Origin of the sequence: Halorarius halobius (assembly GCF_024298865.1) — an archaeon.
GTDB lineage: Archaea > Halobacteriota > Halobacteria > Halobacteriales > Haloarculaceae > Halorarius > Halorarius halobius.
Genome location: NZ_CP101161.1, coordinates 817,253 through 832,046, shown reverse-complemented (window position 1 = coordinate 832,046; position 14,794 = coordinate 817,253). Strand labels below are relative to the sequence as shown.

18 protein-coding genes are annotated in these 14,794 nt (G+C 73.4%); 14 read left to right on the top strand and 4 right to left on the bottom strand.

The features are described 5' to 3' along the window. Positions 1–4 precede the first annotated feature (4 nt). Positions 5–1,558: a lipopolysaccharide biosynthesis protein gene (locus NL112_RS04475; RefSeq protein WP_255151433.1), complete on the bottom strand. Its 1,554-nt coding sequence runs from the start codon at positions 1,556–1,558 to the stop codon at positions 5–7. Between the two features lie 104 nt (positions 1,559–1,662). Between NL112_RS04475 and NL112_RS04470 the strand changes: the two genes are divergently transcribed. After that, positions 1,663–2,430, top strand: a complete 768-nt coding sequence (locus NL112_RS04470) for an enoyl-CoA hydratase/isomerase family protein (protein ID WP_255151432.1) — start codon at positions 1,663–1,665, stop codon at positions 2,428–2,430. Here the strand turns inward: NL112_RS04470 and NL112_RS04465 are convergent. Next, on the bottom strand, positions 2,427–3,170 hold the full coding sequence (locus NL112_RS04465; RefSeq protein WP_255151431.1) for a protein-L-isoaspartate O-methyltransferase family protein: 744 nt from the start codon (positions 3,168–3,170) through the stop codon (positions 2,427–2,429). The two genes, NL112_RS04470 and NL112_RS04465, sit on opposite strands and share 4 nt — an antisense overlap. Positions 3,171–3,192: 22 nt before the next feature. Further along, on the bottom strand, positions 3,193–4,098 hold the full coding sequence (locus NL112_RS04460) for a hypothetical protein (RefSeq protein ID WP_255151430.1): 906 nt from the start codon (positions 4,096–4,098) through the stop codon (positions 3,193–3,195). A gap of 81 nt (positions 4,099–4,179) precedes the next feature. Between NL112_RS04460 and NL112_RS04455 the strand changes: the two genes are divergently transcribed. The 11 genes from NL112_RS04455 to NL112_RS04405 are packed head-to-tail and all read left to right on the top strand — an operon-like array spanning position 4,180 to position 12,546. Then, on the top strand, positions 4,180–4,707 hold the full coding sequence (locus tag NL112_RS04455) for a Na+/H+ antiporter subunit E (RefSeq protein ID WP_255151429.1): 528 nt from the start codon (positions 4,180–4,182) through the stop codon (positions 4,705–4,707). Further along, positions 4,704–4,976 carry a monovalent cation/H+ antiporter complex subunit F gene (locus NL112_RS04450; RefSeq protein WP_255151428.1) on the top strand — a complete coding sequence of 91 codons (273 nt, stop codon included), beginning with the start codon at positions 4,704–4,706 and terminating at the stop codon, positions 4,974–4,976. The genes NL112_RS04455 and NL112_RS04450 overlap by 4 nt, the downstream gene beginning before the upstream one ends. Further along, positions 4,973–5,311: a monovalent cation/H(+) antiporter subunit G gene (gene mnhG, locus NL112_RS04445; RefSeq protein ID WP_255151427.1), complete on the top strand. Its 339-nt coding sequence runs from the start codon at positions 4,973–4,975 to the stop codon at positions 5,309–5,311. Before NL112_RS04450 ends, mnhG begins: the two co-directional genes overlap by 4 nt. After that, positions 5,308–5,835 (top strand): DUF4040 domain-containing protein, encoded by a 528-nt coding sequence (locus NL112_RS04440; RefSeq protein WP_255151426.1) that lies wholly within the window; start codon positions 5,308–5,310, stop codon positions 5,833–5,835. Before mnhG ends, NL112_RS04440 begins: the two co-directional genes overlap by 4 nt. Beyond that, on the top strand, positions 5,832–6,245 hold the full coding sequence (locus tag NL112_RS04435; protein ID WP_255151425.1) for an MnhB domain-containing protein: 414 nt from the start codon (positions 5,832–5,834) through the stop codon (positions 6,243–6,245). The genes NL112_RS04440 and NL112_RS04435 overlap by 4 nt, the downstream gene beginning before the upstream one ends. Further along, positions 6,235–6,573, top strand: a complete 339-nt coding sequence (locus NL112_RS04430) for a cation:proton antiporter subunit C (protein WP_255151424.1) — start codon at positions 6,235–6,237, stop codon at positions 6,571–6,573. The genes NL112_RS04435 and NL112_RS04430 overlap by 11 nt, the downstream gene beginning before the upstream one ends. After that, positions 6,570–8,009 (top strand): complex I subunit 5 family protein, encoded by a 1,440-nt coding sequence (locus tag NL112_RS04425; RefSeq protein WP_255151423.1) that lies wholly within the window; start codon positions 6,570–6,572, stop codon positions 8,007–8,009. Before NL112_RS04430 ends, NL112_RS04425 begins: the two co-directional genes overlap by 4 nt. After that, positions 8,006–9,520 carry a complex I subunit 5 family protein gene (locus tag NL112_RS04420; protein WP_255151422.1) on the top strand — a complete coding sequence of 505 codons (1,515 nt, stop codon included), beginning with the start codon at positions 8,006–8,008 and terminating at the stop codon, positions 9,518–9,520. The genes NL112_RS04425 and NL112_RS04420 overlap by 4 nt, the downstream gene beginning before the upstream one ends. Beyond that, on the top strand, positions 9,520–11,169 hold the full coding sequence (locus tag NL112_RS04415; RefSeq protein WP_255151421.1) for a proton-conducting transporter transmembrane domain-containing protein: 1,650 nt from the start codon (positions 9,520–9,522) through the stop codon (positions 11,167–11,169). The genes NL112_RS04420 and NL112_RS04415 overlap by 1 nt, the downstream gene beginning before the upstream one ends. 37 nt (positions 11,170–11,206) lie before the next feature. Continuing rightward, positions 11,207–11,584 (top strand): DUF7522 family protein, encoded by a 378-nt coding sequence (locus NL112_RS04410; RefSeq protein WP_255151420.1) that lies wholly within the window; start codon positions 11,207–11,209, stop codon positions 11,582–11,584. Positions 11,585–11,619: 35 nt separating this feature from the next. Continuing rightward, positions 11,620–12,546 carry a sodium:calcium antiporter gene (locus tag NL112_RS04405; RefSeq protein ID WP_255151419.1) on the top strand — a complete coding sequence of 309 codons (927 nt, stop codon included), beginning with the start codon at positions 11,620–11,622 and terminating at the stop codon, positions 12,544–12,546. Here NL112_RS04405 and azf read toward each other — a convergent pair whose 3' ends face one another. Next, entirely contained in the window at positions 12,547–13,287 is a 741-nt protein-coding gene (azf, locus tag NL112_RS04400; protein ID WP_255151418.1) for an NAD-dependent glucose-6-phosphate dehydrogenase Azf, read from the bottom strand. It abuts the gene before it with no gap. Positions 13,288–13,358: 71 nt separating this feature from the next. Between azf and NL112_RS04395 the strand changes: the two genes are divergently transcribed. Beyond that, a complete protein-coding gene (locus NL112_RS04395; RefSeq protein ID WP_255151417.1) occupies positions 13,359–13,703 on the top strand; it encodes a dihydroneopterin aldolase family protein in 345 nt (114 codons plus the stop codon). A gap of 43 nt (positions 13,704–13,746) precedes the next feature. After that, entirely contained in the window at positions 13,747–14,760 is a 1,014-nt protein-coding gene (locus tag NL112_RS04390; protein ID WP_255151416.1) for a DUF7544 domain-containing protein, read from the top strand. The last annotated feature ends 34 nt before the right edge of the window (positions 14,761–14,794 follow it).

Sequence of the window (14,794 nt, the reverse complement as noted above, 5' to 3'; positions counted from 1 at the left end):
CACGTTACGGCGAGCGGCGAGCGTAGCGAGCCGCGAGCGTCCCGAGCAGGCGCCGCTCCACGCGGTCGAACCCCAGCCACGACAGCGCGGCCGCGTACGCCGCCAGCCCCAGCGCCGTCCCCGCGACGACGCCGGGAACCCCGCCGACCAGCGCCTTCGCCGCGAGCGCGACGGCCGCGAGTGGCACCCCCGCGACCAGCGGTTTCGTGTGGGCCGGAGTGAGCGGCTGAAGCCCCTCGAGTCGGTAGAGCGCGGCCACCTCCAGCCCGTTGTTGAGCGACAGCATCAGCAGGTAGCCGCCGACGAGTCCCGGCAGGCCGAACGCCGCGGTCAGCGGCACCGCCGTGACGATGAGCGCGGCCGTGAGCGTCCCATTGACGACCAGCAGGGCGCGCTGGTGGTCGGTCATCATCAGGAGGATGCCGACGCTTCCGGCCGCACACGCGAAGAACTGCGCGAGGACGAACAGCGGGAGAAGCGGCGCGTAGTCGACGAACGCAGGGCCGAACGCCGCCATCACCGTCGTCCGGTAGACGACGACCGGCACCGCGAGCGCGGTCACGCCCACGAGGACGAGGCGGCTGGTCGCGTGGTAGAGCCGCTTCAACGCCGCCCGCTGGTCGTCGTCGTGGAGCGCCGCGGCGACGGGCGGCATCAGCTGGTTGACGCCCATCAGCGGGAGGCGGACGAGCATCCCCACGAGGACGCCCACCGCGAACACGCCGCCGGCCACGTCCGTCAGGAAGACGGCGATGAGCGGGTAGAAGCCGAGCCGCTGGACGCTGGTGGCGATGCTCCCGAGGAACAGCGGCATCGTGTAGCGGACGTACCGGCGGTGGAGCCGCCTGGCGTCGACGCCTCGGAGCCGCGGCCGGAGCCCGCGCTCGCGGGCCAGCCACACGACGGCGGCGGTACCGACGATGCCCGCGACGGCCCACACGCCCGCCGCGACGGCGAGCAGGTTCCCCGAGAGCAGGCCGGCGACGCCGACGAGCAACTGGGCGGCGGGGAACCCCACCCTGAGCGCGACGTTCAGCGCCGTCACCTCCTCGAGTCCACGGAGGAGTTCGCTCGCGGTCCACAGCCAGACGCTCGCGGGGAGGCCGACGGCGAACACGCGGAGGAACTCCGCGAACCGCGCGCCGCGGCCGGTAGCCGCCGACAGCGCCGGCGCCGCGAGGAACAGGCCGACGCCGAACGCGGCGGCGACGCCGACGACGAGCAGGCTCCCGAACGTCGCGACCAGGTTGCGCTCGGCCTGGGCGTCGGCGTTGGGCAGGAACCGGCTCAGGCCGGCACGGAACCCGAGCGCGAGCGAGCGGAACAGCGTCTGGATGCGCCGCGCGAGCACGAATACACCGTAGGCCGCCGCCGAGAACCCGTTCGTGAGGACGGCGGTGAACGCCAGCATCAGCCCCCGCTCCAGCAGGATGCCGGGGATGGAGACGACCGCGCCGTGGGCGACCCGTTCGAGCGCGTCCGCGAGGTGGGCGTCGGCCGGGTCTGCGAACTCGTCGTCGTCGTCCGCGTCGGTCCCGGCCGTCGTCTCGGTCGCCACACCCCGGGGTTGCCGGTCGAGGAGAAAAGCCCGGCGGAGCCGTGTGAGTCGGTCCCGTTCCGCGGGCAGGTAGCTTCTTGTACGTCCCTCTACCCTCTCCGCACATGAGCGTCGAACTCACCCGCACGGACGACGTCGCGACCATCACCATCTCGAACCCGGACCGGAAGAACGCCATCTCGGTAGCGGCCAGCGAGGACATGGCCGAGTACGTCCACGAGGTCGCCCACGACGACGGGGTCCGCTGTGTCGTCGTGCAGGGCGAGGGGGACGCGTTCTGCTCCGGCATCGACCTCGCGGAGGGAATGGGCGGTGGCAGTCCCACGCAGGAACTCGAACGCGGGCTGAACGCCATCGTCGCCGGCCTCGTCCGGATGCGGAAGCCGACGGTGGCGAAGGTCCGCGGGCCGGCGGTCGGCGCGGGCGCGTCGCTGGCCACGGCCTGCGACTTCGTCTACGCCGAGCAGTCCGCGACGTTCGGCTGGGGGTTCACCGACATCGGCCTCGCGCCCGACACGGGGGCGACGTGGGTACTCCCGCGGCTGGTCGGCGTCCGGCGCGCGCTCGAACTGCTCGCCACCGGCGAGCAGATAAGTGCCGAGGAGGCCGTCGCGCTCGACATCGCCAACGACGCCGTCCCGGACGCCGACCTCGACGGGTTCGTCGACCAGCGGGTCGAGATGCTGGCGTCGCGGCCGACCGAGGCCGTCGCCGCGGCCAAGCGACTCGTTTACCGGTCCGGCCACCGCTCGTTCGAGGAGGCGCTGCGCGCCGAGGCGCGCGAACAGGAGCGGATGGTCGAGACGGAGGACTTCGCCGAGGGCGTCGCCGCGTTCGCCGAGAACCGGGAGCCGGAGTTCCAGGGCCGCTAGAGGGTGCTGTCCCAGTCGATCCACTCCTGCTCCCAGCCGCGGCGCCGCTCGGCCGCGCGGCGGGCGTGCTCGCGGTCCTCGCGGTGGGTGCGGTTGCGCTCGACCGTCCCGGCCTGCTCGCCCTCGACGAGCATCGGCTGGAACGCGACCGTCCCGTGGCGGCGCACGACCTCGCCGTCGCCGTCGACGACGGCCAGCGTCTGGCTCGCCCCGCCGAGCGGGAGCACCATCCGGCCGTCGGCCGCGAGCTGGTCGAGCAGGCGCCGCGGCGGCTCGATGGCGGCCGCCTCCACGAGCACCCGGTCGTAGGGGGCGTACTCGGGGAGGCCGTCGGCGCCGTCGCGGCAGTCGACGAGCACGCCCGGGTAGCCCGCCGCCTCCAGGTTCGACCGCGCCTCGTACACCAGGCGGCGCGTGATGTCGACGGCGTGGACGTTGCGCTCCCCGGCGATTTCGGCGACGACGGCGGCGGTGTAGCCGACGCCCGCACCGACCACGAGCACGCTGTCGCCCGGTTCGGGCGCGAGCGCCTCCAGCAGGCGCGCGGCCGTCGACGGCGAGAGGACGCGCGTGCCGAACCGTTCGCCGGTGCGGTCGGCGTACGCGAGTGACTCGTCCTCGACGAACGGCTCCCGGGGCACCTCGCGCATGGCGACGCTGAGGCCGTCGCTGTGGACGAACCCCTTCGCCTCGTGTTCGAGGCTGTCCACCATGTCGTCGCGCAGTACCGCCGGGTCCATGCCCCGAACTCCGGGCCGGACGCTATTGAACCCCGTGCCCGACCACCGCCGCGCGGTCGGTTCCCGGGACGGGGTCGACCGACGACTCGAACCCTACCTCCTCCAGCCACCCCCGGACCGTCGCCGCGTCGTACACGCCCGCGCCCCCGGTCGCCAGCGTCTCGACGGCCAGCAGGTCGGCGTCCGGCGTCCGGTCGCGCAGGGGTTCGACCGCGACGACGGCCTCGGTGCTCTCGGCGGCCGCCCGCATCCACCTCTGGTTCTGTTCGGGGGTGTGCCGGCGCGTCAGGTCGACGGCGACCGCGAGGTCTGATTGCGGGATACTGTCCAGGTAGCCCCCTGTTTCCAGTCGAACCTCGCTCGCACGGAGCAGGGGTTCGACCGCCGCGCCGCGGTCGGGGGTCTCGACCACGGTGGCGTCGAGGCCGCGGGCGGCGAACTCGCGGGCGTGGCGGCCGGGGCCGTCACGGAGCACGACCACGCTGTCGGCGTCGGGCGCGGCGCGGACCGCGGCCGTGACCGTGGCGCGGACGGTGGCGTCCTCGGCGGCCCACTGTGCGCCGAGGGCGTTCCGGGTGGCGTGGGCGGGGGAATCGCGCTCGTGGCCGGTCGCCGTCTCGGGCAGTCGGGTCCAGGCGTCGACGGCGTCGAGCGCCGCCGGGAGCCCACCGACCGAACGCACGTCCGTCTTGGTGAGGAAGCCCAGCATCCGGTTGGTGGGTTCGTACTCGTCGCCGACGCGGTCGAGGAAGCCGCGTTCCGCCAGCGCGGCGACGAACGCCTCGGCGGCGTCGACCGTCAGCCCGGTCTCGTCGGCGAGCGCCGCAGGCGTGCCGGCGCTGGCCGCGAGCGCGTCGAGCGCGCCCGTCTCGCGGGCCGCCCACAGCAGGAGGAGTTCCCGCGTCTCGGCGGGGAGGGTGTCGTCCATGCCGGCCCGTTCGGCCCCGGTCGCCTTGTCTCTCCCGTCGCCACGCGAATACTGAAATCGTTGGATGTTGACGTACCGCACATGTCGACGGACACGGACCCCCTCGTCCACGGAGGCGGCCCGCGGCGGTTCCTCGCCGTCTTCCTGGGCGCGTACGGGTTCTACCTCCTGCTCGGCGACCCGTTCGACCCGTTCGACCTCGCCACCGGCGCGGTGACGGCGGCGGTGGTGGCCGCCGCGTTCGCCCCCCTGCTGTTCGCGGCGCCGCCCACCGCCCGCCGGACGCTCCCGCGACTCGCCCGCGCGGCGCTGTTCGTCCCGTATCTGCTGTACGAGGTGGCGAAGGCGAACCTCGCGGTGGCGTACGTCGTCCTCCACCCGGACCTGCCGGTCGACCCGGCGTTCGTGACGTTCGACCCCGACGGGGAGACGGCGTTCGAGCGCGCGATGCTGGCCAACGCCATCACGCTGACGCCGGGCACCGTCACCGTCGAGGCCGATGCCGACCGCGTTCTCGTCCACTCGCTGACGCCGGCCTCGCGCGAGCGACTGGCGGGCGGGCCGCTGGAGCGGGCCGTCCGGTTCGTCGTCCGCGGGAGGGGGTCGTGACGCCGGCGACGGGGGGGTTGCTCGCGGCCGCGGCGGCGCTGGTCGCACTCGCTATCGGCGTCGGCTACCGCGCGGTCCGCGGGCCGACGGTACAGGACCGCCTGCTCGCGGTCAACGCCGTCGGGACGACGGCCGTCGTCGTCGTCGCGCTGCTGGCCGCGGCGTTCGACGCGCCGGGCTTTCTCGACGTGGCGCTGGTGTACGCGCTGTTGAACTTCCTGCTGTCCATCGGCGTCGCAAGGCTCGTCGTCGGGGGTGAGCGGCTGTGACGCCCGGCACGCTCGTCGCGCTCCTGCTCGTGGCCGGCGGCGTCGGGTTCGTCGCGGTGGCGCTCGTGGGGCTGGTGCGCCTGCCCGACTGCTACAGCCGCGCGCACGCCACCTCGAAGGCGGAGACGCTGGGGGCGCTGCTCGCGCTCGCGGGGGCCGCCGTCGCGTTCGGCGACCCCGCTCCGGCGCTGAAACTCGGCCTGCTGGCGCTGTTCCTGCTCGTGACGGGACCGGCGGCCGCCCACGCCGTCGTCCGCTCGGCCCACCAGCAGGGGGTACCGGCCGCCGCCGGGACGGGGACAGTCGACGCCGACGACGGGGGTGGGGGGTCGTGACGCCCGTCGAGGCCGCGCTGCTGGCGGTCGTGCTCGGGGTGGCCGTCCTCGCGGCACTGGCCCGCGACGCCCTGGTGGCCGTCGTCGTGTTCGCCGTCTACAGTCTCGGACTCGCACTGCTGTGGCTGGTGTACCGGGCGCCCGACGTGGGGCTGACGGAGGCGGCCGTCGGCGCGGGCGTCACCACCGCGCTGTTCGTCGTGGCGCTCACGGAGACGACTCGGCCCGCGGACCGGCCGTTCGCGCTCCGCGTGGACGGCCGCGCGCTCGTCGGGGTTGGCGCGCTCGTCGCGGCCCTGCTGGCGACGGTGCCCGCGCTCCCGGCGGTCGGCGACCCCTCGGCGCCCGCGTTCGGCGGCGCCGCGGCGTACTACCTCGACGCGACGCCCGCGCTCGGCATCGACAACGCCGTCACGGCCGTCCTGGTCGCGTTCCGCGGGTTCGACACGTTCGGCGAGGTGGCCGTCGTGTTCGCCGCGGGGCTGGCCGTCCTCGTGGTGTTCCGGAAGGAGGTGCCCCGATGACCCGCGACAGCGTCGTCGTCACCGAGACGGTCCGGGTCGTCGCGCCGTTCGTCGTCACGTTCGGCCTGTTCACGATGTTCCACGGCACCACCTCCGTCGGCGGCGGCTTCCAGGGGGGCGTCCTCGTCGCCAGCGCCGTCGTCACGCTCGCGTTCGCGTTCGGCGTCCGGGAGACGTGGCGCGCGCTCGACGCCCGCCTGCTCGTCGGCGCCGCCGGCGCGGGCGTGCTGGCGTTCGGCGCGGTGGCGCTGGCGAGTCTCGCCGCCGGCGGCGCGTTCCTCGACGTGTCGGGGCTACCGGTCGCGCCCGTCTACGCCGTCGAGGCGGTCGAACTCGGCATCGGCGTCACCGTCGCGAGCGTCGTCGTCGTCCTGTTCTTCGAACTCGCGGGGGGAGGGGATGCTCGGTAGGGCGGCGTACGCCGTCGCCGTCTTCCTGGTCGGCGTCGGCCTCTACGTGCTCGCCGCTGACCGCAACCTCCTGAAGAAGGTGCTCGGCCTCAACGTGTTCCAGACGGGCATCTTCCTGTTCCTCGTCGCGGCCGGCTACCGCGAGGGTGGTGCCCCGCCCCTGTTGGACGGCCCCGGGCCGTACGTCAACCCGGTGGTTCACGTCCTCGTGTTGACGGCCATCGTCGTCGGCGTCAGCCTCTCGGGGGTGGCGCTCGCGCTCGTCGTCAGGCTCTACCGCACGTACGGCACGCTCGACGAGGCGGAACTCCGGGAGGTGGTCGAGTGACCGACCCCACGCTGCTGGTGGCGGTGCCGCTGCTCGCGAGCGTCGTCCCCGCGACGCTGGCGTTCGTGCGCGAGCGCCTCGGCTGGCCCGTCGCGCTGGCGACGCTTCTCGTCCAGACGGCCCTCGCCGTCGACGTGGCCGCCGACGCCGTCGACGGCACGCCCGTCGTCGCGGACGTGGGCGGCGTCCCCGCGCCGTTCGGCATCCGCCTCGTGGTCGACCCGCTCGCGGCCCCGTTCGTCGTCCTCGTCGCCGTCGCCGCGCTCGCGGTGCTGGCGTACACGCGGGCGGCCGGGCCCCGCTCCGGCCCGTTCTACAGCGTCTACCTCCTGCTCGTGGCGGGACTCACCGGCGTCTGCGTCACTGCCGACGTGTTCAACCTCTACGTGTTCCTCGAGATATCGGGCATCGCCTCGTACGCGCTGGTCGCTCGCGCGTCCGGCGGGCGGGCGGCGTTCGCCGCCCTCCAGTACCTGCTCGTCGGCACCGTCGGCGCGTCGCTGTACCTGCTGGGCGTCGGCTACGCCTACGTGGCGACGGGCACGCTCGCCGTGGCCGAACTCGCGGCGACGGTGCCCGACGCCGACCCCGCCCTGGTGCTCGCGGCGTTCGGCCTGATGGCGACCGGCCTCGGCGTGAAAGCCGCGCTGTACCCGCTCCACACCTGGAAACCCCCGGCGTACGACCACGCGCCCGCCGGCGTCACGGCCCTCCTCGCCGCGCTCGTCTCGACGGTGGCGGCGTACGCGCTCGCCCGCCTCCTGCTGTCGGCGTTCACCCTCCGGCTGTTCGCGCTCGCGCCGTTCGTCCAGCCCGCGCTGCTCGCGGCCGCCTGCCTCAGCATCCTCGCGGGGAGCGTCCTCGCGTACCGGGAGCCTCGACTGACCCGACGACTCGCCTACTCGTCGGTGGCGCAGTTCGGCGTCGTCCTCGTCGGAATCGCCGTCGCCACGCCGCTGGGCGTCGCCGGCGCCGTCGTCCACCTCGTCGGTCACGCCGCGATGAAGGCGGGCGCGTTCCTCGCGGCCGGCGTCGCGGCCGCCCGCTACGGCGCCGCGACCGTCGACGACTACCGCGGCCTCGCCCGCGAGGCGCCGTACCTCGCCGGCGGGCTCGCAGTCCTGCTGTTCGGACTGGTCGGCATCCCGCCGACCGTCGGTTTCGTCGGGAAGCTCTACGTCGCGCTCGGGGCGGCGCGGGCCGGCGCGTGGCTCCCGCTGGCGGTCGTCCTCGGGAGCACCCTGACCTCGCTGGCGTACTTCGCGCCCGTCGTCCAGCGGATGTACGTCGAGGGGCCGCCGCCCGAGCGGACCGGCACCGACTCGCCGGGGATGCGCGCAACCGTCGCGGGTGCCGTCGCCGCCACGCTCGCGCTCGGCGTGACGGCCCCCCTCCTCGAGCGCACCCTCGCGCCGTTTTTAGAGGTGGTGCTGTGAACTCGTCGCTCCCGCTCGTGGCTGTCGCGCTCCCCGCCGTCGCCGCCGTCCCGATCCTCGCCACCGGCCAGCGCCGGCCGAACCTCCGGGAGGCGTGGACGTTCCTCGCGGCGCTCGGGACGCTCGCCGTCGTCGCGGCGCTCGTCCCCGGCGTGCTCGCGGGGACGCGGTACGTCACCGACCTCGGTGAGTTCGCCGCGGGCGTCGGGTTCGTCCTCCGTGTCGACCCGTTCGGCGCGCTGTTCGCCCTGCTGGCGAGCGCGCTGTGGCTGGTGACCAGCCTCTACAGCGTCGGCTACGTCCGCGGCCTCGACGAGCACGCACAGACGCGCTACTTCGCGGCGTTCGCCGTCAGCGTCGCCAGCGCGCTCGGCGTCGCGTTCGCGGGCAACCTGCTGACGCTGTTCGTCTGCTACGAACTGCTGACGCTGGCCACCTACCCGCTCGTGGTCCACGCCGAGACGGACGCCGCGCGGGCCGCGGGCCGCGTCTACCTCGGCTACACGCTCGCCGGCGGGGTCGCGGTCCTCGGGGGACTGGTGGTCGTCTACGTCGCCGCGGGGACGCTCGCATTCGTCCCGGGCGGCGTCGCCGCGCTCGCGGCGGACCCGGCGCTGGCCCGCGCCGCGTTCGCGCTGCTGGCGGTCGGATTCGGCGTCAAGACGGCCGTCGTCCCGCTCCACGGCTGGCTCCCGACGGCGATGGTCGCGCCCACGCCCGTCTCCGGACTCCTGCACGCCGTCGCCGTCGTCAAGAGCGGCGCGTTCGGCCTCGGCCGGGTGACGATGTACCTCCTCGGTCCCGACGCGATGCACGAGTTGGGGCTGTCGGCGCCGCTCGCGGTCGCGGCCGCCGGCACGATGCTGTTCGCAGGCGTGGTCGCGCTCCGACAGACGACGCTCAAGCGCGCGCTCGCCTACTCGACGGTGAGCCAGCTGTCGTACATCGCGCTCGGGTTCGCGCTCGCCGGCCCGGGGGCGGCGTTCGGCGCGCTCCTGCACATCCCGGCCCACGCGCTGATGAAGATCACCCTGTTCTTCGTCGCCGGCGTCGTCGCCGTCGAGACGGGCGTCACGGAGGTGGCCGGGCTCGTGGGCATCGCCCGCCGGCTCCCGGCGACGATGACCGCCTTCGCCGTCGGGGCCGCCGGCCTCGCGGGGTTCCCACTCGTCGCCGGCTTCGTCAGCAAGTTCCACCTCGTCGTCGGGGGCGTCGCCGCCGCCGGGCTCCCCGTCGCGGCCGTCTATCTCGCGGCGGGCGCGCTCAAACTCCTGCTGTTCTGGCCGATGCTGTCGGCGGCGTTCTTCCCCGACGGCGGCGCGATCCACGGAGAATCGGACGCCGACGGGGCCGTGTGGGAGCGCCGGTCGCCGTTCCGGGAAGCCCCTCCTGCCCTGTTGGTCCCCGTGCTCGCCGTCGCCGTCGGCGCCGTCGTGCTGGGCGTGGTGCCCGACGCGCTCCCGCTGTGGGACCTCGCCGACGCGACGGTCGCGGAGGTGTTCGGCTCGTGATGCCGGCGTCGCTGGCGTTCCTCGCCGCGGCGCTGGTCGCCGCACTCGCGCCCCGGCGAGTCGGGACGGCCGCGGGCGTCCTCGCGGGGGCGGCGACCGCCGCCTGGGCCGTGACCACCCCCGGGGGAACGCTCGCGGTGTCGCTGTGGGGGTTCGACCTCGCGCCGGTCGCCGTCGACGGCCTCACGCGGCCGGTCGCGTTCGTGTTCGGCCTCGTCGCCGCGGCGAACGCGCTGTTCGCCCACGGGTCGGGTGCGGACCGGCGGGAACTGGCGACCCAGTTCGCCTACGTGGGTGCCAGTCTCGGGGCAGTGCTGTCGGGCGACTGGCTCACCCTCGTCGTCCACTGGGAGCTGATGGCCGCCGCCGCGACGGTGCTGGTGTGGCGGACCGCCGCGGACCGCGCCCCGGGGTATCGCTACGCCGTCTATCATCAACTCGGCGGGGCACTCCTGATAGCGGGCGTCGTCGCCCACCACGCGGCGACGGGGACGTTCGTGTTCGAGTCGGGCATCGCGGCGGGCCTGCCGCGACTGCTCGCGGTGCTCGGCGTCGGGCTCAACGTCGGCTTCCTCGGCCTCCACGTCTGGTTGCCCGACGCCTACCCCGCGCCGAGCGTCGCCACCTCGGTCGTGCTCTGCGGGTTCACGACGAAGGTGGGCGTCTACGCGCTGGTTCGGGTCGCTCCCGGCGGCAGTCGCGCGGTGGCGTATCTCGGGGGCGGCATGCTGCTGTTCGGCGTGACGATGGCCATCCTCCAGACGGAACTGCGGCGGCTCCTCACCTACCACATCGTCTCGCAGGTGGGGTACATGGTCGCGGGCGTGGGCGTCGCCTCCGCGCTGGCGGTCGACGGCGCCCTCGCGCATCTCGTGAACAACGTCCTCTACAAGAGCCTCCTGTTCATGGTGGCGGGCGTCCTCGTGGTGCGAACCGGCGAGGAGCGGCTGAAGCAACTCGGGGGACTCGGGCGCGCCATGCCCGTCACTGCGGGCGCGTACCTCGTCGCGGCGCTCGCCATCGCGGGCACCCCGGGGTTCGCGGGCTTCGTCAGCAAGGGGCTCGTGACGAAGGCGACCGAGGCGGCCGGCTTCGACCTGCTGTGGTGGGTGCTCGTCGTCGGGGGCGTCGGCACCGTCGTCTCGTTCGCCAAGTTCGGCTACTACGTGTTCCTCCGCGAGGGGTCGCTGTCGCCGGCCGACGCCTCCCGAGGCCAGGCGGCGGCGATGGCGATTCTGGCCGTCCCTTGCGTCGCGTTCGGTCTCGTCCCGGGACTCGGGTTCGCGCTCCTGCCGGGCGGGGGCGGGACGTTCGTGCCGTACACGGTCTCGGAGGTGACGAAGGCGGTCGTGACGCTGGGCGTCGGCGTCGTCGCGTTCGCGCTCGTCCGGCGGCCGCTGTCGACGATCACGCCCGTTCCCGACCTCGACGCACTGTACACCCCTGCCGGCGCGGCGCTCCGGGACGCTACCGTCCGCGCGGTCGCGGCCGGGGCGGCCGCGCTCGACCGCGCCGGCCGCCTCGCGGTCCGGTGGGCCGACGCGGTCGTCTCCGACCGCAGGCTCGCGGGCGACTACCCGCCCGTGGGTCGCGGCGTGTTGCTGGTCGCGCTCGCGGCCGCCCTCCTCGTCGCGGTGCTGCTGGTGTGACCACCGGGTTTTTGCTCGAATCCGTTGTCGTGGACGTATGGCGCCCGACTACGACGCGCTCGTCGCGTGGCTCCGCGAGGCGTACGGCGACCGGCTCCGGTGGGTCGCCTCGTTCGACCACGGGCGGTTCAGCCACCGGGTCCGGTTCGTCCGCGACGACCTGAAGACGGAGCTGACCGAACAGCAGCTCGACGTCGTCGTCCACCGGTCGCTCGCGGTGTTCAACAGGGACCACGTCGAGGACGTGTACGCACACCTCGGGCCGGCGCGGGCGCTCGTCGTCGAACACGAGCGCGCGACGGCCATCCACGTCTACCTCGACGACGAGCAGGGGGTGGTCGTGAAGCTCGAACCCGCGGCCACCGTCGAGGTGCCCGGGTTCGCGGCCGACTGCCGCGACCGGCTGGGGGCATGACGGTGTTCGAGACGCCGTCCGTCGACGGCTGACCGATGGTGGGGGTCGCCGTCACCGGTCTCGCGCTCGTCGGGAGCGTCGCCGCGCTGTGGGGCGGCGCGACGCTGTTCGTCGGCAACGCCGCCCGCGTCGCCCGCCGGCTCGGGGTGTCGGAGCTCGTCGTCGGCCTGACGGTCGTCGGCTTCGGCACCTCCGCGCCCGAACTCGTCACCTCCGTCGACGCCGCGCTCGTCGGTGCCGGCGACGTCGCCGTCGGCAACGTCGTCGGGTCGAACCTGTTCAACCTCGGGGTCGTCCTCGGGGGGCTCGCCGTCGTCGGGTCGGTCCGCGCCTCCCGGACGCTCGCCCTCCGGGACGCGCCCGTCATGCTGGGCGCGACGCTACTGCTGTGGGCGGTGGTCCGGGACCTGCGGCTCTCGCGTGTCGAGGGGCTACTGCTGGTGGCTCTGCTCGCGGGCTACCTCATCGTGCTCCTGCGTGCCGGCGGCCCGGTGGAGACGACACCGTCGGGCGAGGCCGACGCACGCCCCCGGACGCTCCTTGCGGCGCTCGCGGGCTTGGCGCTGGTCGTCGGCGGGGCGGACCTGCTCGTCCGGTCGGCCGTCGCGCTGTCGACGCTGGCCGGCCTCTCGGAGTGGGTCATCGGCGAGACGGTGGTCGCCGTCGCCACCTCGACGCCCGAGATAGCCGCGTCGGTGGTCGCGGCCCGACGCGGGATGCCCGAACTCGCGGCGGGCAACGTCGTCGGGAGCAACGTGTTCAACGCGCTGGGCATCCTCGGCGCGGCGGCCGTCGTCCGCCCGCTCGCGGTGACGCCCGCCGCGGGCCCGACGACGCTGTGGCTGGTCGGGTTGACGGCGCTGGTCGTCGTCTTGCTCGCGACCCGTGGCGGGCTCTCGCGGCTAGAAGGCGCGGTCTGTGTCGTCGTGAACCTCGTCCGCTGGGGACTCGACCTGATGTAGCTACTCGAACTCGGCGGAGTTGTCCTGTGGCTCGTAGCCGAGCACCTCCTTCGCGCGTTCGAGCGAGTAGTACTTGCGGTCGTTGTCGGAGATGCCGTAGACGATTTCGTACTCGTAGTCGGCTTCGAGCGCACACCGATGCAACTGGGCACAGTCCCGGTGGGAGAGCCACATCGCCTGCCCGCGCTCGTAGTCGACGGGCGGGTGGTCTTTGGTGAGGTTGCCGATGCGGACGTTGCACACGGAGATGTCGTGTTCGTCGTGGTAGAAGCGGCCGATGGTCTCGCCGGCGGCCTTCGAGATGCCGTAGAAGTTCCCCGGCCGCGGAAGCTCCGTGCCGTCGAGCAGGAAGTCGTCGTCCTCGCGGTAGAGGTCCGGTTTGCGGTCGGTCTCGTAGTGGCCGACGGCGTGGTTCGAGGAGGCGTAGACGAACGTCTCGACGCCGGCCTCGACGGCGGCGTCGTACAGTATCTTCGTGCCGTTGATGTTGTTCTCCAGCACCGAGTCCCAGGGGGCGTCCGGGCGGGGGTCGCCCGCGAGGTGGATGACCGCGCCGACGCCCTCGCAGGCCTCCGCCATCAGGTCCTCCTCGACCACGTCGCCGACGAGATACGGATGGTCCGGCTCCTCCGGTGGGGGGTTGTGATAGAGGAGTCGCCAGTCGTACTCGTCGTCGAGCCCGTCGAGAATGGCCCCGCCGACGCGCCCGCCAGCGCCGGTCAACAGTACGGGGTCGTCCATACCGGAGGCTGGTGCAGACGGGACAAGAAACGTCCGGTTCGCTTTTCCCCCACGGCGGCCGACCACCGGGCATGGAGCCCGACGCCCCGCAGGTCGCCTGCTTCGAGGCGGGCATCAAGTTCGGCTCGCTGTACCACCAGTTCGCCGGCACGCCCGTCGCGCCCCGCTCTATCGACTCGCTGGAACGTGCGATGGCGGAGGCCATCGAGAACCAGCCGTACTGTGTGGAGGTCTCGGTCGACATCATCGAGGAGCGGGTCCGCGACGCCATCGCCCACGACGAGGGGTACACCGAACTCACGGGGTCGCTGATGGAGGTGGAGATGACCGTCGACTACGAGGGTATCGAGGTGCGGACGGAGATGGCGATGGCGGACGGCTACCCCCGGATGCGAGTCGTCAGCGTCGAACGGTAGGTGTCAGGAAAGCGTTAAGAGCCGGGGCGTCGACCGGTCGGCTATGTCACTCTCCGCAGTCGACCGACTCGACGACGCCTTCGACGCGACGAAGGCGCTGTTGCTCCCGTTCGACGCCGGGACGTGGGTCCGCCTCGCGGTGATGGCGTTCTTCATCGGCGGCATCGGCGGCGGCTTCTCCAGCAGTTTCAACGGCGGCGGTGGGGGAGGCGGCGGTGGCGGAGGCGGCGGCATCCCGTCGTTCGACCGGCTCCTCCAGGGGTTCGGCCCGCTTGACCCCGGTCTCGGCGCCGTTCTCGTCGCCCTCGTGGTGCTGGCCGTCCTCGTCGGCCTGCTGTTCCTGTACGTCGGGAGCGTGATGGAGTTCGTGTTCGTGGCGGCGCTGGTCACCGGCGAGGCCGTCGTCCGGGAGCGGTTCTCGGCACGTCGCTGGCAGGGGACCCGGCTGTTCGGCTTCCGCATCGCGCTGTTTCTCGCCGTCGCGGCGCTGGTCGCCGCGGCCGTCGCGCTCGGACTGGCGCTCCAGGGCCCCGGTATCCGGGTGCTCGCCCTCCTGCTTGCGGTGCCGGTGTTTCTCGTCGCCGGACTCGTCGCCGCCGTCGTCCACGGGTTCACCAACGTGTTCGTCGTCCCAATCATGCTGGAGGAGCGGTGTGGCGTGCTCGCGGGCTGGCGACGGCTCTGGCCGGAGCTGACCGACCAACTCGACGAGTTCGGCGTCTACCTGCTGTTGTCGGTCGTGCTCGGCGGCATCGGCGGGACGGCCGTCGCCACGGTCGTCGGCGTCATCGGTCTCGTGCTGTTTCTCCCCGTCGGCGTCTTCGGCATCGCGGCGCTGGCCGCCGGCGGCGGACCGGTCCTGCTCCTGCTCGTCCCGGTCGTGTTCGTCGTCCTGCTGGTGCTGGGGGCCATCGGCGCCGTCGTCAGCGTCCCGGTGGTGACGTACCTCCGCTACTACGCGCTGCTGGTGCTGGGTGACACGACGGCGTACGACCTGCTCGACGGCGGCGACGCCGACGAGGGCGACACCGAGTTCGGCGGCGAGACGCCCGCCTGAGCGGCATTCCACTTTCACTTTCGGGCGTGTTTAT

What these genes read in the sequence shown, in the direction of transcription:
- NL112_RS04460 (WP_255151430.1), bottom strand. Translation starts at nt 4,098, where the DNA reads ATGGACGACACCCTCCCCGCCGAGACGCGGGAACTCCTCCTGCTGTGG.
- NL112_RS04405 (WP_255151419.1), top strand. Translation starts at nt 11,620, where the DNA reads ATGGTGGGGGTCGCCGTCACCGGTCTCGCGCTCGTCGGGAGCGTCGCC.
- NL112_RS04435 (WP_255151425.1), top strand. Translation starts at nt 5,832, where the DNA reads ATGACCCGCGACAGCGTCGTCGTCACCGAGACGGTCCGGGTCGTCGCG.
- NL112_RS04415 (WP_255151421.1), top strand. Translation starts at nt 9,520, where the DNA reads ATGCCGGCGTCGCTGGCGTTCCTCGCCGCGGCGCTGGTCGCCGCACTC.
- azf (WP_255151418.1), bottom strand. Translation starts at nt 13,287, where the DNA reads ATGGACGACCCCGTACTGTTGACCGGCGCTGGCGGGCGCGTCGGCGGG.
- NL112_RS04470 (WP_255151432.1), top strand. Translation starts at nt 1,663, where the DNA reads ATGAGCGTCGAACTCACCCGCACGGACGACGTCGCGACCATCACCATC.
- NL112_RS04430 (WP_255151424.1), top strand. Translation starts at nt 6,235, where the DNA reads ATGCTCGGTAGGGCGGCGTACGCCGTCGCCGTCTTCCTGGTCGGCGTC.
- NL112_RS04410 (WP_255151420.1), top strand. Translation starts at nt 11,207, where the DNA reads ATGGCGCCCGACTACGACGCGCTCGTCGCGTGGCTCCGCGAGGCGTAC.
- NL112_RS04455 (WP_255151429.1), top strand. Translation starts at nt 4,180, where the DNA reads ATGTCGACGGACACGGACCCCCTCGTCCACGGAGGCGGCCCGCGGCGG.
- NL112_RS04395 (WP_255151417.1), top strand. Translation starts at nt 13,359, where the DNA reads ATGGAGCCCGACGCCCCGCAGGTCGCCTGCTTCGAGGCGGGCATCAAG.
- NL112_RS04390 (WP_255151416.1), top strand. Translation starts at nt 13,747, where the DNA reads ATGTCACTCTCCGCAGTCGACCGACTCGACGACGCCTTCGACGCGACG.
- NL112_RS04465 (WP_255151431.1), bottom strand. Translation starts at nt 3,170, where the DNA reads ATGGACCCGGCGGTACTGCGCGACGACATGGTGGACAGCCTCGAACAC.